Annotated in this window: 18 protein-coding genes; 6 read left to right on the forward strand and 12 right to left on the reverse strand. The window is 55.2% G+C overall.

Annotated elements, in window-relative coordinates:
* Window positions 1-311 precede the first annotated feature (311 nt).
* The 5 genes from Q4C79_RS08945 to Q4C79_RS08965 all read left to right on the forward strand — a co-directional run bounded on the left by Q4C79_RS08945 (window position 312) and on the right by Q4C79_RS08965 (window position 6,721).
* Window positions 312-2,198 carry a type IV pili methyl-accepting chemotaxis transducer N-terminal domain-containing protein gene (locus Q4C79_RS08945; protein ID WP_303090677.1) on the forward strand — a complete coding sequence of 629 codons (1,887 nt, stop codon included), beginning with the start codon at window positions 312-314 and terminating at the stop codon, window positions 2,196-2,198.
* A complete protein-coding gene (locus tag Q4C79_RS08950) occupies window positions 2,195-2,869 on the forward strand; it encodes a response regulator (RefSeq protein ID WP_303090678.1) in 675 nt (224 codons plus the stop codon). The genes Q4C79_RS08945 and Q4C79_RS08950 overlap by 4 nt, the downstream gene beginning before the upstream one ends.
* A 317-nt stretch (window positions 2,870-3,186) precedes the next feature.
* On the forward strand, window positions 3,187-3,663 hold the full coding sequence (locus Q4C79_RS08955) for a hemerythrin domain-containing protein (RefSeq protein WP_303090679.1): 477 nt from the start codon (window positions 3,187-3,189) through the stop codon (window positions 3,661-3,663).
* 353 nt (window positions 3,664-4,016) lie between these two features.
* Window positions 4,017-5,270: a nitrate/nitrite transporter gene (locus Q4C79_RS08960; protein WP_303090680.1), complete on the forward strand. Its 1,254-nt coding sequence runs from the start codon at window positions 4,017-4,019 to the stop codon at window positions 5,268-5,270.
* Window positions 5,271-5,338: 68 nt separating this feature from the next.
* Window positions 5,339-6,721: a NarK family nitrate/nitrite MFS transporter gene (locus tag Q4C79_RS08965; protein WP_303090681.1), complete on the forward strand. Its 1,383-nt coding sequence runs from the start codon at window positions 5,339-5,341 to the stop codon at window positions 6,719-6,721.
* Window positions 6,722-6,919: 198 nt separating this feature from the next.
* Here Q4C79_RS08965 and Q4C79_RS08970 read toward each other — a convergent pair whose 3' ends face one another.
* The 12 genes from Q4C79_RS08970 to Q4C79_RS09025 all read right to left on the reverse strand — a co-directional run bounded on the left by Q4C79_RS08970 (window position 6,920) and on the right by Q4C79_RS09025 (window position 19,596).
* Complete coding sequence (locus Q4C79_RS08970) at window positions 6,920-7,606, reverse strand: ABC transporter ATP-binding protein (RefSeq protein ID WP_303090682.1); 687 nt, start codon at window positions 7,604-7,606, stop codon at window positions 6,920-6,922.
* Window positions 7,603-8,274 carry a molybdate ABC transporter permease subunit gene (modB, locus tag Q4C79_RS08975; protein ID WP_303090683.1) on the reverse strand — a complete coding sequence of 224 codons (672 nt, stop codon included), beginning with the start codon at window positions 8,272-8,274 and terminating at the stop codon, window positions 7,603-7,605. The genes Q4C79_RS08970 and modB overlap by 4 nt, the downstream gene beginning before the upstream one ends.
* A gap of 100 nt (window positions 8,275-8,374) precedes the next feature.
* A complete protein-coding gene (gene modA / locus Q4C79_RS08980; protein WP_303090684.1) occupies window positions 8,375-9,127 on the reverse strand; it encodes a molybdate ABC transporter substrate-binding protein in 753 nt (250 codons plus the stop codon).
* 267 nt (window positions 9,128-9,394) lie between these two features.
* Window positions 9,395-9,667 (reverse strand): hypothetical protein, encoded by a 273-nt coding sequence (locus Q4C79_RS08985; protein ID WP_303090685.1) that lies wholly within the window; start codon window positions 9,665-9,667, stop codon window positions 9,395-9,397.
* Window positions 9,668-9,853: 186 nt separating this feature from the next.
* Entirely contained in the window at window positions 9,854-10,750 is an 897-nt protein-coding gene (locus Q4C79_RS08990) for a polyprenyl synthetase family protein (RefSeq protein WP_303090686.1), read from the reverse strand.
* Window positions 10,734-10,964 (reverse strand): exodeoxyribonuclease VII small subunit, encoded by a 231-nt coding sequence (locus Q4C79_RS08995; RefSeq protein WP_303090687.1) that lies wholly within the window; start codon window positions 10,962-10,964, stop codon window positions 10,734-10,736. Before Q4C79_RS08995 ends, Q4C79_RS08990 begins: the two co-directional genes overlap by 17 nt.
* A gap of 298 nt (window positions 10,965-11,262) precedes the next feature.
* Window positions 11,263-12,186, reverse strand: a complete 924-nt coding sequence (locus Q4C79_RS09000; RefSeq protein WP_303090688.1) for an ABC transporter ATP-binding protein — start codon at window positions 12,184-12,186, stop codon at window positions 11,263-11,265.
* Complete coding sequence (locus Q4C79_RS09005; RefSeq protein ID WP_303090689.1) at window positions 12,183-13,724, reverse strand: ABC transporter permease/substrate-binding protein; 1,542 nt, start codon at window positions 13,722-13,724, stop codon at window positions 12,183-12,185. Before Q4C79_RS09005 ends, Q4C79_RS09000 begins: the two co-directional genes overlap by 4 nt.
* Window positions 13,725-14,022: 298 nt before the next feature.
* Window positions 14,023-16,017, reverse strand: coding sequence for a TRAP transporter permease (locus Q4C79_RS09010; RefSeq protein WP_303090690.1), 1,995 nt, complete (start codon window positions 16,015-16,017; stop codon window positions 14,023-14,025).
* Window positions 16,010-16,471 carry a DUF1850 domain-containing protein gene (locus tag Q4C79_RS09015; RefSeq protein ID WP_303090691.1) on the reverse strand — a complete coding sequence of 154 codons (462 nt, stop codon included), beginning with the start codon at window positions 16,469-16,471 and terminating at the stop codon, window positions 16,010-16,012. The genes Q4C79_RS09010 and Q4C79_RS09015 overlap by 8 nt, the downstream gene beginning before the upstream one ends.
* Window positions 16,472-16,530: 59 nt before the next feature.
* Complete coding sequence (locus Q4C79_RS09020) at window positions 16,531-17,526, reverse strand: TAXI family TRAP transporter solute-binding subunit (RefSeq protein WP_303090692.1); 996 nt, start codon at window positions 17,524-17,526, stop codon at window positions 16,531-16,533.
* Window positions 17,527-17,733: 207 nt separating this feature from the next.
* Complete coding sequence (locus Q4C79_RS09025) at window positions 17,734-19,596, reverse strand: potassium transporter Kup (protein WP_303090693.1); 1,863 nt, start codon at window positions 19,594-19,596, stop codon at window positions 17,734-17,736.
* A 140-nt stretch (window positions 19,597-19,736) separates the two neighbouring features.
* Between Q4C79_RS09025 and gltX the strand changes: the two genes are divergently transcribed.
* Window positions 19,737-21,131, forward strand: a complete 1,395-nt coding sequence (gltX, locus tag Q4C79_RS09030) for a glutamate--tRNA ligase (protein WP_303090694.1) — start codon at window positions 19,737-19,739, stop codon at window positions 21,129-21,131.
* Window positions 21,132-21,217 lie beyond the last annotated feature (86 nt).

A 21,217-nucleotide genomic window follows, 5' to 3' on the forward strand; every position in this document is an offset into this window, starting at 1 on the left:
TTGATTGTTTGAAATCATGCGACAGGCCGTCTGAAAGGTTTCAGACGGCCTGTTTGACACTACTGTTTCAGCACCGCTCCGTCATACTCGGGTCAAGCCCGAGTATGACGTTATGGTTGCATCGGGCATTTCAGACGGCCTTTTAAGGTGTTTTTGCAAAAAAACGGCCTGTTTGATTGCCTTTAGTTCTAAAGAATTAGCCCGAAAGCACAGTCGGGCTATTTTCATTCAACATAAACTCGTTCATAGTGATAAAACCTTTCTGTTTGAAAACAGTCTTTCTATCACCCCGTTTCCGGTTATGCGCTGTTATGAAACACCCCAAAAGCCTGTCGTCCCGCCTCAAACTGCTCACCGTTTTATGGGTAACGGCGGCGGTCGGCTCGATTGTGCTGACGCTGCTGCTGTCGTGGCGTTTGGAAGGCGGCGGAGCGGCGATTAACGATGCGGGCAGCCTGCGCATGCAAACCTACCGTTTGGGGCTGCTGATCAGCGAGCGCCGCAGCGCGGAGGCTCTGGAGCGTATCGAGCGTTTCGACCGCACGCTCGCGCAATTGAAGCAGGGCGATCCGGCGCGGCCGCTGTTTCTGCCCGACACCTCCGAAGTGCAGGAGCAGATGCAAACGCTCACCCGCCGCTGGCAAAATGAAATCCGCCCGATGCTGCAACGGGCGGCAGCGGGCGGCGGCACCGTGCCGGAGCAGAGGCTGGAGCAGTTTGTCGATTCGATCGACGCGCTGGTGCTGTCGGCCGAATCGGTGAACGCGCGCCACACCAAATGGCTGCGCTTTTTCCAAAGCGGGCTGATGGTGCTGGTGCTGGCCGGTGCGATGGTGATGGTGCTGCTGCTTTATTTGTGGATTATCCGCCCGCTCGACCAATTGCAGCAGGGCGTGAGCGACATACACGACGGCAAACTGGGCGTGCAGGTGCCGATAGACGGCTCGGCCGAATTTGCCGAAGTGGATAAAGGCTTCAACCAGATGAGCCTGCGCCTGCAACAGCTATACGCTCATTTGGAGCAGGAAGTGGCCGAAAAAACCCGCGATTTGGCCGAAAAAAACTACACGCTGGGCACGCTTTATTTTTTCTCGCGCTTTCTCAACCGCATTCAGACGGCCGCCGAAGCGGGCGAAACCTTTTTAGAGAAAATCATGAACCTTGTGCCCGCCGACGCGGGCAGCATACGCCTGCTCGATTTCGAGCGCGAACGCATGGATTTGGTTGCCCACCGCGGCCTGCCCGAAAACCTGCAAACCGCCGAAGCCTGCCGCCGTTTGGAAGACTGCTTCTGCGGCCGCGCGGTGGCGCAGCACGATTGGCAGCCGATTACCTTCACCCGCCCCGCCGAAGCCGGGCAGCAGCTGGCCGGTTGCGAAAAATCGGGCTTCCACTATCTTCAAGTGTTCGATATCCGCTACAACGGCGTCGATTTGGGGCTGATGACGCTCTATTTCAAAGAAGCCTACGAACTCGAGCCGGGCATGCGCGAGCTGCTCGACACCTTGTGCAACCAGCTTGCCGGCGTGCTGAGCAATATCCGCCTGGCCGACGAAAGCCGCCAGCTTGCCGTTTTGCAGGAGCGCAACCTGATGGCGCAGGGGCTGCACGACAGCATCGCCCAAACCCTCACCTTTCTAAACCTGCAAGTGCAGATGCTCGAGAGCGCGCTGGCGGCGCAGGAGCAGGCGCAAATCAGCGAAAACCTGCAATTTATCAAAGAAGGCGTGCAGGAATGCTATGAAGACGTGCGCGAGCTGCTGCTGAACTTCCGCACCAAAATCAGCCGCAAAGAATTCGCCGAAGCCGTGCAAACCCTGAGCAAACGCTTCGAACAGCAAACGCAGGTTGAAGTGAACACGGTTTGGCGGGGCGACGGCCCCGATCTGAGCAGCGAGCAGCAGTTGCAGTTTATTTTTATTTTGCAGGAAAGCCTGTCGAATATCCGCAAACACGCACAAGCCACGCAAGTGGATATAGAATTCGACAACAGCCGCGATTTCGCCATGAGCATACGCGACAACGGCAAAGGCTTCGACACAGGCCGTCTGAACGAACTGTCCGGCAACCACGTCGGCCTGGGCATCATGCGCGAGCGCGCCTTGCGCATCAACGCCCGGCTGGAGATTGATTCACAGAGCGGCAGCCACACCTTAATCCGCCTGACCCTGCCGCAACAAGAAAGAGTTTTATTATGACCCTCGAACACACCACCGAACCCATCCGCATTGTGTTAATCGACGACCACACCCTGTTTCGCAGCGGCATCAAGGCCCTGCTGGCGCGGCAGGAAGGCTTTGAAGTGATCGGCGAGGCTTCAGACGGCCTCAGCGGCGTGAAGCTGGTCGAACAGGCCGCGCCCGACGTGGTGCTGCTCGATTTGGATATGCCGGTGATGAACGGCCGAGAAGCCCTGGCGCAGATACTCAGCAGCCGCCCCGAGCAAACCGTGGTGATGCTCACCGTTTCGGAAGACAGTGAAGACTTAACCGAATGTATGCGCTTGGGCGCGCGCGGTTTTCTGCTCAAAAACATCCATGCCGAGTTTTTAATCGAATCGATCAAAAAAGCCGCCGCCGGCGACAATGTGTTTTCTCCCGAAATGACCGCGCGGCTGGTGCAGTCTTTAATCAACCCCGGCGCACCCGCCGTGGCCGGCGCACTCGACAGCCTCACCCAGCGCGAGCTTGAAATTCTCGGCCATCTGGCCGCAGGCCGCAGCAACAAGGTAATTGCGCGCAAACTCGATTTGGCCGAATCCACCATCAAGGTGCACGTGCAGAACATTCTGCGCAAACTCGAACTCACCAGCCGCGTGCAGGCGGCGGTGTATGCCGTGCAGCATAACGTGCCGCAGCCGCAGGATTGAGCGCGGCGGAAGACCGGCCGAGAACTTTACAAAATTTCTCCCAACATCTTAAACTCTCTGCGTCATGCCCGTGCTCAACCCGGGCATCTTTTTTGCAAAAGAAATAACAGATGCCCAGGCTAAGCCCGAGTGTGACGGGATTTCAGCATTTCAGACGGCCTTAAGGGTATTTCCGCAAAGGTTTCAGGCTGCCGGATTGCGTTCCCCCGCCGCCATAATCCTTCCGGCCGATAGCGCTTCCCCCTTAATCCTAACGCGCAAAAAGCACGGTTTTTATAGAATAGGCCTGTCTGAAACCCGATAGCGAAAGAAGTACCATGGAAGACTTCTCTATTTGGCAAAACAGCAGCGATGCCGCCCTAATCGAGCATATTCTCGCCCGCTACCACCAAACCCACCGCCACCAGTTTCTGGAAATCCTGCCTTTGGCCGAAAAAGTCGCTTCGGTACACGCCGGTGGGTTTCCGGCGGAAATCCTGCCCCTGCTGCAAGCCATGCAGGCCGATTTGCTCTCGCATATGCAAAAAGAAGAGCAGGTGTTGTTCCCCATGCTGGCCAACGGTATGAAACAGCATGCCGCCATGCCCATCCGCGTGATGATGCACGAGCACGAAGAACACGAACAAACCATTGCCCGCCTGCTGGCGCTTACTGATCATTTCACCCCGCCCGCCCAAGCCTGCCCGAGCTGGCAGCGTTTATACGCCGCATTGCAAACGCTGGTCAGCGATTTGCAGGATCATATCGAACTGGAAAATACCGTGCTGTTTGCCCGCGCATCGGCGGCGGATTGAGGCCGGGGAATAGCCAAACTACTTGGCAACAGCATGCGTAGATACTGTCCTCCCAAACAAAAAGATGCTCGGGTCAAGCCCGAGCATGACGCAAGTGTTTCAAAGTGCTGAAATGATTCGCAAAGGCCGCAGGCCGTCTGAAATCCTTTATTCCCCATTATCCGCACACCCTTACGGTGTGCTTTTTTTCTGCTTACTACCAAATAACTATCTTTTTGCACTGTTCGGCCTATGCCGCCTATGCCCAATGCTTTGCGCACTTTCTCCTTCAAGCGCATACGCAGTGTGCGCCGGAAAGCGTAAGGTATGCTGAGCCAAGAATGTTATCGTAATTGTAAGAAAGGATGGGGCGCATGGCCTCTGAAACCTATAAACGCTATTCGGTGCTGGTGTCCAGCACGCTGTCGTTTACCGTGTGTTTTATGATTTGGATGATGCTGGCGGTGGTGGGCATCAAAGTTCAGGAGGAAATGGGCTTCAACCAAACCCAATACGGCATTCTGATTGCGCTGCCGGTGTTGTCCGGCTCGTTAATCCGCGTGCCGCTGGGCATACTCACCGACCGCTACGGCGGCCGCGTCGTGTTGTTTGCGCTGATGATGATTTCGGTGCCGGCGATTTTTCTGATGAGTTATGCCACCCATTACTGGCATTTCCTGATTATCGGCCTGCTGATGGGCTTGGCCGGCGGCTCGTTTTCGGTGGGCACGCCCTATGTGGCGCGCTGGTTTCCGAAACACCAGCAGGGCATGGCGATGGGCGTGTTCGGCGCGGGCAATGCCGGCTCTGCCGTGAATAAATTTCTGGCGGCCTGGCTGATTACCACCTACGGCACTTGGCAGATTGTGCCCACCGTGTATTCGGCCATTATGCTGGCGATGGCGGTGATTTTCTGGTTCACCAGCTATCACGATCCCAAGCATCTGGTTTCTTCGAGCGTTACCCTGCGCGAACAGCTCGCGCTGTTGAAAGACCCGGGCGTGCTGCGTTACAGCCAATATTATTCGGTGGTGTTCGGCGGCTATGTGGCGCTGGCCTTGTGGATGACCAAATATTATGTGGGCGAATACGGCATGAGTTTGAAAACCGCCGCCTTTCTGGCTGCCTGCTTCTCGCTGCCCGGCGGCGTTTTGCGCGCGCTCGGCGGTTATCTTTCCGACAAATTCGGCGCTTATAAGGTAACTTGGGCGGTGATGTGGGTGTGCTGGGTGTGTTTTTTCCTGCTCTCCTACCCGCAAACCGACATGCTGATTAAAACCACTTATGGCACGCTCGGCCTGCACATCGGCCTCAACGTGACGCTGTTCACCATTTTGATGTTTACCGTGGGCGTGGCGATGGCGGTGGGCAAGGCTTCGGTGTTCAAATTCGTGGCCGACGATTATCCGCACAACATCGGCGCGGTTTCGGGCATCGTGGGGCTGGCCGGCGGCATGGGCGGCTTTCTGCTGCCGATTATGTTCGGCGTGCTCGAAGACTTCACCGGCATCCGCTCCACCAGCTTTATGCTGCTCTACGGCACCGTGTGCGTGTCGCTGATCTGGATGCACTTTTCGTTTAAAGCCAAACGGGATCAGCGTACGGTTGCAGAAAGAAACGAATCTTGAATGAAATGCCTGTCTGAAAAAGTTTCAGACAGGCATACCGAAACCATTATCCGAGGAATCAATACACCATGTCATATTTAATCGAACACTGGCAGCCGGAAGATAAAGATTTTTGGCAGAACACCGGTAAAAAAATTGCCCGCCGCAATTTATGGATTTCCATTCCTGCGCTGCTTCTGGCATTCGCCATCTGGCAGGTGTGGAGCGTGGCGGTGGTGAACCTGCCCAATATCGGCTTCAAATACACCCCCAACCAATTGTTTTGGCTGGCCGCGCTGCCCGCCTTATCCGGCGCCACCCTGCGGATTTTCTATTCATTTATGGTGCCGATTTTCGGCGGCCGAAAATGGACGGCGCTCTCCACCGCCAGCCTGCTGCTGCCCGCCGTCGGCTTGGGCTTCGCCGTGCAAGACCCGGATACCAGCTATATCACCATGATGGTGCTGGCACTATTGTGCGGCTTCGGCGGCGGCAATTTCTCATCCAGCATGGCCAACATCAGCTTTTTCTACCCCAAAGCCGAAAAAGGTACCGCGCTGGGCTTAAACGCCGGTTTGGGCAACTTGGGCGTGTCGGCGGTGCAGTTTGTGGTGCCGCTGGTGATTACCGCCGGCGTGTTCGGCGCCTTGGGCGGCGAGCCGCAAACTTGGGTAAAAGACGATGTAAGCAAACAGATGTGGCTGCAAAACGCCGGCTTTATCTGGGTGCCGTTCATCATTCTTTCCACGCTGGCCGCCTGGTTCGGCATGAACGACTTGGCCAGCGCCAAAGCCAGCTTTAAAGAACAAGCGGTGATTTTCAGCCGCAAACACAACTGGATTATGTGCATACTTTATCTGGGCACCTTCGGCTCGTTTATCGGCTTCGCCGCCGGTTTCCCGCTGCTCACCAAAAGCCAGTTTCCCGGCATCGACCCCGTTAAATACGCCTTTTTAGGCCCGCTGGTGGGCGCGCTGGCACGCCCGCTCGGCGGCTGGCTGTCCGACAAAATCAAAAGCGGCGCGCTGATTACCCAACTCGTGTTCGCCGGCATGATTGCCGCCGTTATCGGCGTGATTTCCTTTCTGCCCGCCAACGGCGAAGGCGGCAATTTCTGGGGCTTTTTCGCCTGCTTTATCGCCCTTTTCGCCCTCACCGGCCTGGGCAACGGCTCCACCTTTATGCAGGTGCCGGTGATTTTTCTCAATATGCACCAAAAATTCGCCCAACAAGGCTTGGTAAGCGAAGAGCAGGCGCGCCTGAACGCCACCAAAGAAGGTGCGGCGGTGATCGGCTTTACCGCCGCCTTCGCGGCCTACGGCGGCTTTTTCATCCCCAAAAGCTACGGAACATCGATAGATTTAACCGGCAGCGTCAATGCCGCATTAATCGGTTTTATCGTTTTCTATGTGGTGTGTTTGGTGTTGAACTGGTGGTATTACGCCCGTAAGAATGCCGAAGCGAAATGTTGATAAAACATTGAACAGCGGATTAACTTAACTTTCGCTACGGCGTTGCTGCGCCTTGCCGTACTACTTGTACTGTCTGCGGCTTGCTGCCTTGTATCGAAAGTTAATTAAATCCGCTATATTTTTATAAATAAATCATTTAGGCCTGTCTGAAAATCTTTTCAGACAGGCCTAAACCTTTCATACCCAACCAATGGTTTGCTAAGCGCCATCATGCCGCAATATCCCGTCTTCCATGCGGATGACTTCATCGGCCAACACATGGGTATCCTCCATATCGTGGCTGATAATCAGCATCGGAATCGCCAATTCCTGCTGCACTTGACCCACCAAGCCCCGCATCTGGCTGCGCAAATCAGGGTCGAGCGCGGCAAACGGCTCATCCAAAAGCAGCCACCTGGGGCGGGCAATACACGCACGGGCCAGCGCGATACGTTGGCGTTGCCCGCCGGAAACTTGGTGCGGATAATGATCGGCGATTTCACTTAACTGCATGCGTTCCAACCAAAACGAAACGGCCTCGGGCAGGCGGCGGCGTTTCGGATTTTGCCAACCGGTATCAAGGCCGAAGCCGATATTTTGCGCAACGGTAAGGTGCGGAAACAATGCGTAATCCTGAAACACCAGCCCGACCTGGCGCTGTTGCGGCGGCAGCCAGAACAGGCGGCTTAAATCGCCGTAGCAGCGGCCGGCAATATTGACATGGCCGCTTTGCGGGCGCTGCAAGCCGGCCAGCAATTGCAGCATCAGGCTTTTGCCTGCTCCGGAAGGGCCGATTACCGCCAGCCGCACCGCCTCGCTGCGGCAACGGATATCCAGGGTAAAACGGCGCGTACCGGCGCTGAAGCGGGCGTTAAAAGCAAAATCGAATACAACTTCCCGGCTCATCGCTGCCCCCTCGGTTTGGCCAAGCGACCGGCGCCCCACAATACCGCTACGCAAACGGCGGAAATCAGCAATACCAGACCGGCCGCCAGCTGATCGTTGCCGGCCTGCACCGCTTCATAAACCGCAATCGACAGGGTTTGCGTTTCGCCGGGAATGCTGCCGGCAATCATCAGCGTGGCGCCGAACTCTCCCAGCGCACGGGCAAACGCCAGCAGCAAGCCGGCCAGAATGCCGCGCCAAGCCAGAGGCAGGGTTACCCTTAAAAAAACCGCGCTTTCAGACAGGCCCAATACCCGCGCGGCCTGTTCCAGCTGCGGATTCACCTCTTCAAACGCCGCCCGCGCCGGTTTGCAGACCAGCGGAAAGGTCACCGCCATTGCCGCCAGCACCGCGCCCTGCCAAGTAAAAATCAGGCTGAATCCGAAAGTTTCCTGCAACCATCGGCCTATCCAGCCGTTGCGGCCGAACAGCACCAACAGGTAATAACCCAATACGGTCGGCGGCAACACCATCGGCAGCGTCAGCACGGTATCGAGCAGGTCGCGGCCGGGAAAACGGCGGCGGGCCAGCAGCAGGCCGGCGGCCACGCCGAGAATCAGGTTGAGTACGGTAGCCCAGAGCGCCACTTTCAGCGACAGGCTCAGAGCCGGCCATGCTTCGAGAAACATAAATCGGAATAATGAATAAAAATATGACAACGCCGCAACGGGCAGGGTAAAAAACGTATGCCTGTCTGAAAATAAGTTTTCAGACAGGCATACCAATCAATCAAGGCCGGCTAAAACCGTATTTGTCCAAAACCTTGCGTCCGGCCGGCGATAAGACGAAATCAACGAAACGGCGGGCTTCGGCCTTATCGCTGCTGTGCGCGGCCACTGCAATCGGATACGACACGGGCGTATCCAGCGGCACAACGGCGGTGATGCTCACCTTATCCGGCATCAGTGCGGCATCGGTACGGTAAACAAAACCGGCATCCACTTCGCCGCGCGCCACATAATCCAACGACTGGCGCACATTTTGCGTGGTAATCAGCTTGGGCTTAACCGCCTCAAACAAGCCGGCTTTGGTCAGCGCCTGTTTGGAATAGCGGCCTACCGGCACGCTGTCGGGATTGCTCAGGGCAATGCGTCGGATGGCGCTTTGTTGCAAGTCGGATAATTTTTGCAGGCGGATATTGCTGTTTTTCGGCACCACCATCACCAGATCATTGCGCACAAAAGTTTTGCGGCTGGCCGCATCGATACTTTTATTCTTGGCAGCCTCGTCCATGGAAGCTTGGTCGGCCGTTGCCAACACGTCTACCGGCGCACCTTGCTTCAACTGCTGCACCAGCGCCCCCGATCCTGCGGTATTCAGGCGTACCTCCACACCCGGATGTTGGCGCTGATATTGCGCGGCGATTTCCTGAAACGCATCTTTCAGGCTGGCTGCGGCGGATACGGTTAAATCTTTGGCAGAAACGGGCAAGGCGGCCAATGCCAATAACACGGCAGCCAGCGGGCGGGAAGAAAAACGCATAACACATTCCTCATTTTCAATAAAATATAGCGGCTTAAATTAATTTTCGATACAAGGCAGCAAGCCGCAGACAGTACAAGTAGTACGACAAGGCGCAGCAGCGCCGTAGCGAAAGTTAAGTTAATCCGCTATAGCGGATTAGATTTAGCCCACTATATAAAACGGCAGTCTAAACGGCAAACGGGAAAAGGCCTAAGCCTTCCGGCCGATTGACTGCGTTTCTCCGACAATCCGGTATGGTGGATTTACTGGTTTGCCGCAACAGGCTCAAAGCAAAAAACCGTTCAATACTTGGATGGGTTTGCCCTCAACCGTTACGCTAAGCACCACATCGCCAAACCAGCTTTGCCGGATATCAACCACGATTTGCTGCGTGCCGGCCATTGCATTGAGCGAGAATTTGCCTACTTTTTTCTTCGAATCCTGTACGATACCGTCAACCGAAACACACCAGAGCGGATAAATCATGCGCGTTTTGCCCTGCACTTCCACCCAATGTTCGCCAACATAGAAACCGATTTTATTTTCGGAAATACTCATCGTCTCCTCCTGCATACGGGTAGCTAATCAAATCTGTGCGTAGGGGCTAGGGGCTGTTGCATTGACCAGCGAAGCCGTTTTTCAAGGCAAAAAGCGCAGCAAGATTGGACTTCTTGCGAGCATTTTGAACGCCGCAGACGGGGGATTTTGACCAAAAATACCGCCGTTGCGTTGTGTCGGCAGCCCCTAGTGCTTACGCGCAGTCACAAATTCGGCCAATTGCCGCAAATGGCATGCTTTATCGCCAAACGGCGAGAGCAGCGCCACCGCATCGGCGACCAAGGTTTCCGCATAGCGGCGCGCCTCGGCCAAGCCCATCAGTTTTACATAAGTGGGTTTGTCGTTATCAGCGTCTTTACCCGCTGTTTTGCCCAGCGTGGCGGTATCGGCCTCGCAATCGAGCACATCGTCTATTACCTGGAAAGCCAGCCCCAACTTGGCGGCGTATTGGTCCAGCCGCTGCAAATCCTCCTCGCCCAAATCGGGGCAGCACAACGCACCGAGCGCCACGGCGGCGCGGATCAGCGCGCCGGTTTTCAGGCCGTGCATCTGTTCCAATTCGGCTTGGTTCATAGGTTTGCCGACATGGGCCAAATCAATCGCCTGCCCGCCTGCCATGCCGAGGCTGCCGGAAGCTTTGGCCAACACTGATACCATTTTCAGCTGGCGCGCGGCCGGCAGGCCGGTGGGGCGGCTCAATACATCGAAAGCCTGCGTTTGCAAGGCATCTCCGGCCAACAGCGCGGTGGCTTCGCCATATTGCACATGACAAGTCGGCTTGCCGCGGCGCAGGCTGTCGTTATCCATCGCCGGCATATCGTCGTGCACCAGCGAATAAACGTGTACCATCTCGATAGCCGCCATCGCCTGTTCCACCGCATTAAAATCGGCCCCGCCCAATTCGGAAGCGGCCAACACCAGCAGGGGGCGCAAGCGTTTGCCGCCATCCAGCGCGCTGTAACGCATCGCTTCGTGCAAGGTGGCGGGCACGCTGGCCGCCGCCGGTAATACGCGCTCCAGTACCAATTCGGTTTGCGCCTGCGCCTGTTGCTGCCAGGCTTTCAAATCATTCACTGTGCTCAAGATTCAAATCCTTCAGTTCGCCGGCATCCAATACTTGCAGCTTTTGCTCCACTTCGGTCAATTTCTGCTGGCAATATTTCACCAATTCGTTGCCTTCCTGATAGGCGGCCAATGCATCTTCCAGCGGCATTTCACTGCTCTGCATGGCTTGGGTGAGCGTTTCCAGACGCTTGAGCGCATCTTCGAAAGACTTGGGGGCGACGGTTTTTTTCATGGATATTCGGGGAATGTCGATGGGTGATAAAAGGCAATTGTAGCATTTTGAAGCTGCCTGCTGGAATAAATGCCAGAGCCCTTTGCAAAACTCTTTTCGATACTTTAAGCACGTGCGTCATGCTCGGGCTTGACCCGAGCATCTGGTTGTTTGGGAAGAAATAACAGATACTCGGGTCAAGCCCGAGTATGACGAAACATTCATTAATTTAGGATTAACACGGCTTTTTGCAAAGGTCTCTGCCTGTCTGAAAAGCTTTTCAGACAGGCATGGTTTGATTTTCTTTCATTTAAAGGCTTCAACGCTGGCGGTTGTGCAGATAATCGAACACCCGGCTGCCGTCGATTTCGCCCAAGCCGCGGATGCGCACCCTCGGGTGGCGGCCGAGCAGGGGAAACAGTTCGGCAACGTTATCATCGGGTTGCAATTCCGGCAGATTGTCGCCGCTGAGCGGCAAGAGATCGGTAATCTGGCTGATTTTACCGTAATCGGTATTTTCGCTTTGGAAAAACGAGCGCACGAATTCGTTGGCCGGTTGGGTTTGCAATTCTTCGGGCGTGCCCAATTGCTGCAATTTTCCGCCTTGCAATACGGCGATGCGGCTGGCCAGGCGTTGGGCTTCGTTCATGTTGTGGGTAACGAAAACGACGGTGGTGCCGAGGCGGCGGTGGATGTCGGCCACCATTTCCTGCAAGGCGTTGCGCGAGAGCGGGTCGAGCGCGCTGAAGGGTTCGTCCATCAGCAGCACGTCGGGTTTGGCGGCAATCGCGCGCAAAATGCCGATGCGCTGCTGTTCGCCGCCGGATAATTCGTGCGGATAACGGGCGGCGTATTTGGCGGGCGGCAGGCCGACCATTTCCAGCAATTCGCCGCTGCGCCGGCGGCGTTCGCTTTTGCTCCAGCCCAAAATATCGGGAATCAGCTCTATGTTTTGCCGCACGGTCATGGTGGGAAACAGGGCGATCTGCTGCAAAACGTAGCCGATGCGGTGGCGCAGGCGGCGGATGTCGTAATCTTTGATGCGCCGGCCGTTGAAATATACGTCGCCTTCGCTGGGCTCGGTGAGCGCGTTAATCATTTTGAGGGTGGTGGTTTTGCCGCAGCCGGAGGGGCCGACCATCACGAAAAACTCGCCTTCGCGAATGCTGAGGTTCAGGCCGCTGATCACGTGTTTTTCGCCATAGTGCTTGCCGACTTCGCGAAATTCGACAATCGCGTTCATGGGGCCTCCTTCTTATTCAATAATTGGCGGGTGTTGAGGTATTCGGCGGCAACTTTGGCCGGCGCTTCGCCGTTGTTTTTCACCCTGTCGTTCATTTCCGACATTTCTTCTTCGCTGATTTTGCCGGCCAGCCGGTTGAGCGCTTGCACCACTTGCGGGTGTTGTTCGGCAAATTCGGCTTTCATCAGCGGCGCGCCTTGATAGTGGGGGAACAGCTGCAAATCGTCTTTCAAGAGTTGCAGGCGGTAGCGGCGGATTTCGGCATCGGTGGAATAGGCATCGACCAGATCGACGCGGCCGTCTGAAAGCGCAGTGTAGCGCAGCGCAGGCTCGATGCTGGAAACGTGTTTCAGCGGAATATGATGGGTTTCAGACAGGCCTTTGTAGCCGTCTTGCCGGTCGATGAATTCCAGCGTGAAACCGGCGCGTATCTTATCTTTCACTTTGGCCAAATCGGAAATGGCGGCCAACCGGTGCTGTTGCGCATAAGCCTGCGGCACCGCCAGCGCGTAGGTGTTTTGATATTTCATCGGCGCCAGAAACACCATCTGATATTGTTCGGCCAGCAAATCTTTGGCCAGCAGATAAGTTTCTTGCGGATTCAGAATCCGGCCTTCCTGCCCGGCCGGCCGCTTGACCAAGCTTTCCAATACGGTGCCGGTAAATTCGGGATAAATATCGATTTCGCCGCTGTTGAGCGCGTTGAACAGGAAACTGGTTTTGCCGAAATTCGGTTTCAGCACCACTTGAACATCCGGGTTTTCCGTCTCAATCAAAAGTTTATACATATTGATTAAAATATCCGGCTCGCTGCCCAGCTTGCCGGCAATCACCACTTGGCGGCCGCTGCCCTGATGATTCCACCATTGCGCGCCCAGCAGCAACGCCACCAGCAAAACCCCCAGGCCCAGCGCACGGCCGGCTTTTTTGCGCTGCAGCCAATACACAAGCCCGCTCACGCCTACCGCCAAGAGCGCCGAAGCGGCCGCGCCGATAAAGGTAAGCGCCATATTGTTGCGGTCTATGCTCAGCAGAATGATGTTGCCCAAACCGCCCGCGCCCACCAAAGCCGCCAGCGTGGCGGTGCCGACAATCAGCACGGCGGCGGTGCGGATGCCGGAAATCATCGCCGGCAGCGCCAACGGCAGCTCCACCCGCACCAGTTTCTGCCAACGCGACAGCCCGAAAGCGGTAGCCGCTTCTTTAATCGAGGGAGGGATTTCGGAAAAACCGAGATAAGTGTTTTGAAAAATCGGCAGCAGAGCGTAAAGCGTTAAGGCTATCAGCGCCGGCGGCGTACCGATGCCGACAAACGGAATCAGCAAACCCAGCATGGCCAGCGAAGGAATGGTTTGCAACACGCCGGTAAACTGCAACACCGTTTCCGCCTGCTTGCGGCGGCCGGAAAACCACACCGCCAACGGCACGGCAATCGCCACCGCACACATAAGCGCAGCCAGTGAAATCAGCAAATGCTCCAGCGTGGCATCGAGCAATTCGGTTTTACGTTCCAGCAGGGTTTGCAGGAGTATGTTCATTAGGAGGCGCGCTTTTCGAATGTTTTAAAGTAAGTAGCCATAAAAGGCAGTTAGTTCCTTTTATTTTGCTTTTGCAAACAAAATATGCCTGTCTGAAAGAATGAAAGCAATCTTTTCAGACAGGCATATAGCGGATTTAATTAACTTTCGCGAAGGCTCTGCTGCGCCTTAGCTCAAAGAGAACGATTTTGTAAGCCGCTGAAGCGGCAACAGAATCGGTTCCGTACTACTTGTACTGTCTTCGGCTTGCTGCCTTGTATCGAAGTAATTAAATCCGCTTAGCGCCGCTCAAAGCTTTTTACGGTAAGGATTTGGCGCGCTCCGTTTTTGCGGCACGGCTGTTCATCAGCAAAATCACCGCCACCAAAGCCATGCCGGCCAGATCGGTGATTAATTCGGGAATAATCATCATCAAACCGCCGGCAGCTAACGGCAGCCGCTGCCAAGCAGGCAGGTGCGTTTTGAAATAACCTTCCACCGCCGCCGACAAACTCAACACGCCGACAATCGAGGTAATGCTGACCGATGCAATCGTCCACCAAGGCGGCAGCGGGAACGAGGTAGCGGTTACCGCGGCGTTGCTCACATCAATCATCATCATGTTCGGGTTATACACAAACATAAACGGCACAATAAAGCCCGCCAACGCCAGCTTGAGCGACTGGAAACCGGTTTTCATCGGATCCCCGCCGGCAATACCGGCACCGGCGAAGGCTGCCAAGGCGACCGGCGGTGTGATGTTGGCGAAAATACCGAAATAGAACACGAACATATGCGCCACCAGCACCGGCACGTCAAACGAAGCCAGCGCCGGCGCGGCCATGGTTGCGGTGATGATATAAGCCGGAATCGAAGGCAGCCCCATGCCCAGAATCATCGAAGCGACCATGGTTAAAATCAAAGTCAGCAGCAACGAGCCGGCACCGAGGGTAACGATGGAGGAAGTCATCACCGTACCGAAACTGGTCAGGTTCACCACGCCGATGACGATGCCGACGACCACGCAGGCCGCCATCACCGAGAGCGACTGTTTGGCACCGTCTTCCAGCGCGCCGATAATCTCGCGGATACCCATACGCGTTTCCTCACGCAGCCAGCTGATCACCACGGTAATGCCGATGGTATACGCCGCAGCATAGCCCACCGGCACCGATTCGGCCAGCATCACCACCAAAGCCACAATCGGCAGCAGCATATGGCCGCGCGCTTTCAACACTTCCTTCAGACGCGGCAGATCGGCTTTCGGAATCCCTTTCAAATCGCGCCTGCCTGCGCGAAAGTGCACCTGCGCAATCACGCCCAAGTAATACAGCAAGGCCGGCAGCAAAGCGGCCAAAGCGATGGTGCTGTATTTCACACCGGTGGTTTCCGCCATGATAAAGGCGGAGGCGCCCATAATCGGCGGCAGAATCTGGCCGCCCACCGAAGCGCTGGCCTCCACCGCGCCGGCAAAATTTTTGTGGTAGCCGATTTTCTTCATTAAGGGAATGGTGAACGCGCCGGTACCAACCACATTGGCCACCGCCGCCCCGTTGATGCTGCCCATGAAGCCGCTGGAAATCACTGCTACTTTCGCCGGCCCGCCCTGCTTGTGGCCGGCCAGCGCCAAAGCCATGTCGTTAAACAACTGCCCCATCCCGGAGCGCGCCAAAAAAGCGCCGAACAGGATAAACAGGAAAATAAACGTTACCGATGCGCCGATGGCGGTGGAATACAGCCCTTCGGTTTTCAGATAGAGCTGGCCGAAAATATCGCCCAAATCATAAGGCCGCGTCAGCAGGCGGTCGGGCATAAAATCCATGTGGCTGATAAACGGATAGGCCAGAAAAATCAGCGCGAAAAGCGGCAAAATCCAGCCGGTAATCCTTCTTGCCGCTTCGATGACCACCGCCGTGGTAATCATCGAAAACACAATATCCAACTGGTTCGGAATACCGCCGCGCACCGTCATGATGTCGTCGTATTGCCAAATCAGATAGCCGGCGCCGGAGCAGGCGGCCAGAAACCACAACCAGTCATACCAAGCCACCGTACTGCGGCTGCTCCTTTTTGCCGGCGGATAAATCAGAAATACCAAAGCGCAGCCCACCGCAACGTGTATCGAGCGCTGGATCAGCGTCGGCAACGGAAAAAAAGTAATGTAAACGTGAAATAAAGAGTACAAAACCGCAATCACCGCAATGATTTTGCTTACGCTTTTGCTTTTGAGGTTTCGGGTAACCGATTCACGGTCGTATTTTTCCAGAATTTCCCGGCTGTTCACCGCGGCTTCCGGTTGGAGAGGTTCAGTCATCACAAGCTCCCAGCCACACTACCATCTGCGCAAGATAAGCAGGCGTAATGTGGATTGTCGAGTAATCGGGCACTTGGGCATACAGCGGCCAAGCAGATTGAAGCGTACGGATTTCCCCCTGCATGTTTCTTGAAACCACCCAGTTGAGCTCGGGCAAACGCACCGAACTTTTGAAGCCGACAAAGCCTTTTTCCGCCGAAACGGTTTGCCCGCCTGCCGGGGTACCCGCGCCGAACGTTTGCATTTCGGTACGCTCCAAATGCAGCGATTGCCCGTCGGAACGGTAATATTCGCGCCAAAGCTGGTGTTCCACCGAATGGCGCCATTGCAACACGAAGCGCTCGGCGGGCAAGTAACACGAACTTTCAGACAGGCCTATTCTCACCGCAGCGCGCGGCCAAACCAGAGCAAGCAGCAATGCGCCTGCCGTAAGCAACCGGATCAGTTTCTTCATACACAGGAAAACGTTTTCAGACAGGCATTTGAACGCCATGCCTGTCTGAAAAGGCGGAGCTATTTAGCCGCTTCGTCGTAATATTTTTTGGCACCCGGGTGCATCGGCGCGACAAAACCTTCCTTGGCTTTTACCGGATCAATCTCTTTGGCGGCCTGATGCGCGGTTTGCAGTACGCTTAGGTTTTGATAGAACGATTTGGTTAACTGATAAACATCGTCCTCGCTCAATGCGTTGCTCACCACCAGTGCGTTGCGGATCGCCGCCGTGGGCACGTCTTCCGCATTGCCGTAAGTCCCTTTCGGAATATTCATGGCAACGAAATAAGGTTTGTCTTTGGCAATTTCGGCAATCTTATCGGCCGGAATGCTCACCAGCTGCAAATCAAAACCCTGCTGCAATTCCATCAGCGAAGAGTTCGGCAGGCCGCTGGTAAGGAAAGCCGCATCGATTTTGCCCGATTTCAATGCATCCGCCGCCTCGGCATAGCCCAGATAATCGACTTTCAAATCTTTATAGGTCATGCCGAAACCGTTGATCAGGTTGCGTGCATTCACTTCCACGCCGGAATTTTGCGCGCCGACAGCCACACGTTTTCCGCGCAAATCGGCCAAGGTTTTGATACCCGATTTAGAAGAAGTGACCACTTGCACGTAGTTGGGATAGAGTGCGGCAACTTGCGATACGCTGCTGATTTTTTGCGGGAAGCTGTTGACGCCGTTAACCGCGTCGCTTAACACATCGCTCATCACAAACGCCATTTCGGCTTTTTTCTGATTGATTAAATTGATGTTCTCCACCGAAGCGCCGGTGGTTTGCGTTTTAGAATTCACGCCGAACTCTTTGGCATAAGCCTCGGCCAGCGAAGTGCCCAAAATATTGTAGGGACCGGAAGCGCCGCCGGTGGCGATGGTCACGAATTTGGTTTGCAGTTTGCCCGCCGCCGCAAGCGCCTCGCTTTTTTGCGTCTCGCCGCCGGCCGATTTTGGTTCGCCGCCGCAAGCGCTTAACGCAGCCAAAGACGCGGCAAGCAGAGTAATCTTCAATAGTTTCATACGTTTCTCCTGATGGGTTTGTGAGAGTGAAAAATCATGATGAATCTAAAAAAATGCCATCGATTCAACGCCAGAAAAGATTAACGTAAACCAACATAAGCCGCAAGTAGTTGGATGTAATCATACAATTTGAGATAGCAAACCAGCTTGTTCTATGCAATATGCCTGTCTGAAACAGTTTTTCAGACAGGCATTTATGCATTTGTATCACAAATTACGCTGCGATCCCAATTCCACCGCGCGGTTGTCGGGAATGCGGTAGAAATCGGTGGCCGGCGTACTGTTTTTATACAGCCATTTGAACCAACGGGCACGCAGCCGGTTCATGCCGCCGGGCGGAGTGATTTCGTTGATGCGGATGCTGTCGCGCGAGAGAAAGAAGGATGTGTCGGCCATTTCCAGTTCAATGTCTTTTTGGGCAACCAGATCCATGATGCGGCGGATGCGCGGGGTTTCCTTAAAGCCGTAAAAGGCGGTGATACAGGTAAAACTGCCGCCCAAGGGCTCGATTTTCAAACGATCTTCGTTGGCAACGCGCGGGGTTTCCAGCGTTTTGATGGTGAGCAGGAAATTGTGTTCGTGCAGCACTTTGTTGTGTTTCAGATTATGCAGTAGCGCACGCGGTACGCCGTTGGGGTTGCCCGCCATATAAACGGCATTACCGGATACGGTTTGCGGCGGGTATTCGGTGAGATTATTAACAAACTCCCGTAAATCCATGCCGTTGTCGGACTGTTGCTCCAAAAGCGCTCGGCCACGCCGCCAAGTGCTGAAGGTAAACACCAACAAGCCGGCCACCAACACAGGAAACCAGCCGCCGGTGGGCAGCTTGAGCAGGTTGGAAGAGAAGAAGGCGAGGTCGAAGGTAAGGAAAATGCCGGTTAAACCAAATACGGCGATCTTCGGCCAGCGCCATTTTTTCAGCATGACAACGCAGAACATGATGGTGGTCAGCACCATGGTACCGGTGGCGGCGATGCCGTAGGCAGAGGCCAGATTGGTGGAATTTTTAAAGCCGAGCACCACCAGTATCACAATCACCAGCAGCATCCAGTTAATCGAAGGAATATAAATCTGACCGATTTCGGTTTCGCTGGTGTGGTGAATTTGCAGGCGCGGCAGAAAACCCAACTGAACCGCTTGGCGGGAGAGCGAAAATGCGCCGGAAATCACGGCCTGACTGGCGATAACCGTAGCCGCCGTTGCCAGCACGATCATCGGTATCAGCGCCCATTCGGGCATGCTCATGAAAAACGGATTTTTAATGGCGGCCGGATTGCGCAACAACAGCGCGCCCTGCCCGATATAATTCAATGCCAAAGCAGGCAGCACCAGCGAGAGCCAGGCGGTTTGGATGGGTTTGCGGCCGAAGTGGCCCATGTCGGCATACAGCGCTTCCGCGCCGGTTACTGCCAGCACCACCGCACCGAGGCTGACGAAACCCATCCAGCCGTGGTGCGTCGCAAAATAAAGCCCGTGATAAGGGTTAACGGCGCGCAGAATACCCGGATTCTGCATAATCTGATACACCCCGGCAGCGGCCAACGAACCGAACCAGAGCAGCATCACCGGCCCGAAAAACGCGCCGATATGCTGCGTGCCCTTGCGCTGCACATAAAACAGCATCGCAATCACCGCCAGCGCAATCGGCAAAACCCAATGCTCCAGCTCCGGATTGATCACGGTCAGACCTTCCGCAGCGGAAAGTACGGATACTGCGGGCGTAATCATCGCATCGCCGAAAAACATCGCCGTACCGGCCAGCCCCAACAGCAGTATGAGTTTCGCCCACTTGCCCGAAAGCTGGTACATCGCCTGCTGCATCAGCACCACCACGCCACCCTCGCCTTTATCGTCGGCATGCAGGATGAACACCACATATTTGAGTGTAACCACCAGAATCAGCGCCCAGATGATCAGCGACACAAATCCCAAGATGCCGCTTTCCCCCACCCGCATATGCGAAGCCAGAAACGTCTCCTTCAACGTATAGAGCGGGCTGGTGCCGATGTCGCCGTAAACAATGCCCAGAGCTGCCAAAACCATGGCAGCGGAAGACTTGCGTTTCATAAATGCCTGTCTGAAAACAATCATAATTGCTCAAAGTGTACGCCTCTTGCCAAAGAAAACAAACTGCTCTTATGTTTTCAGACAGGCATGAAACGCATAAAATACGCTTTTCAAACGTTTCTAGAGATGAAGAAAATACCATGACCGTTAAAACCCGTTTCGCCCCCAGCCCCACCGGCTACCTGCACATCGGCGGCGTGCGCACCGCCCTGTTTTCATGGGCTTTTGCCAAAAAACACAAAGGCGAATTCCTGCTGCGCATCGAAGATACCGATTTGGAGCGCTCCACCGCCGAATCGGTCAACATCATTTTAGACGGCATGAACTGGGTAGGCCTCGATTACGACAACGCCGACAACGTTATCTACCAAACCCGCCGCTTCGACCGCTATAAAGAAGTGATTGCCGAGCTGTTGGCGCAAGGCCACGCCTACCATTGCTATTGCAGCAAAGAAGAGCTGGAAGCCATGCGCGAGAAAGCCGAAAAAGAAGGCACCGCCACCTACGACCGCCGCTGGCGCCCCGAGCCTGGCAAAACCCTGCCCGAAATCCCCGCCGGCCGCGAACCGGTTGTCCGCTTCAAAACCCCGTTGGAGGGCGTAACCAAATGGCACGACTTGGTGAAAGGCGAAATCAGCATCCCCAACGAAGCGCTCGACGACCTCATCATCGCCCGCGCCGACGGCACGCCCACCTACAACTTCTGCGTGGTGGTGGACGATTGCGACATGGGCATCACCCATGTTATCCGCGGCGACGACCATGTCAACAACACCCCCAAACAAATCAATATCTTAAAAGCCATCGGCGCCAAGCTGCCCGAATACGCCCACCTGCCGATGATTTTGAACGAGCACGGCAAAAAAATCTCCAAACGCAGCGGCGACACCGTGGCCATCACCGATTTCGGCCAAATGGGCATTCTGCCCGAAGCCATGCTCAACTATTTGGCGCGCTTGGGTTGGGCGCACGGCGACGACGAATTTTTTACCATGAAGCAATTTGTCGAATGGTTTGATTTGAAAGACGTTTCCCCCTCGCCCAGCCGCATGGATCTGAAAAAACTCTATTGGATTAACGGCGAACACATCAAAATCACCCCCAACGACACGCTCGCCGCGCTGGTGAAACCCCGCTTGGCGGTGCGCGGCGTGGAAGTGCTCGACAAACCCGCGCTGGAAGACGTGCTGGCATTGGTGAAAGACCGTGCCCAAGATTTGAATACGCTGGCCGACGAATGCGTGTATTTCTACCAAAAAGCCGTGTCCGCCGAAGCAGACGTACAAAAACACTGGGATGCCGAAGCTCCCGCACGCATGCTGCGTTTTGCCGAAAAACTCGAAGGCCTGTCTGAATGGGATGCTCCCGCCATTCACGATCTGTTCAAACCCTTCTGTGAAGCCGAAGGCATCAAAATGGGGCAACTGGGCATGCCGCTGCGCCTGGCAGTATGCGGCACCGCCAAAACCCCCAGCATCGATGCGGTGCTGGCTTTATTGGGCAAAGAAGAAGTGTTGAAACGCATCCGCAGTTAAACACCTGCTTTACGGCCAAATGCCTGTCTGAAACATGTTTTCAGACAGGCATTTTTGTTGGCCAACAGCAAGCGGTTTGCCAAAAC

It is taken from the genome of Neisseria sp. (assembly GCF_030523955.1).
Lineage (GTDB): Bacteria > Pseudomonadota > Gammaproteobacteria > Burkholderiales > Neisseriaceae > Neisseria.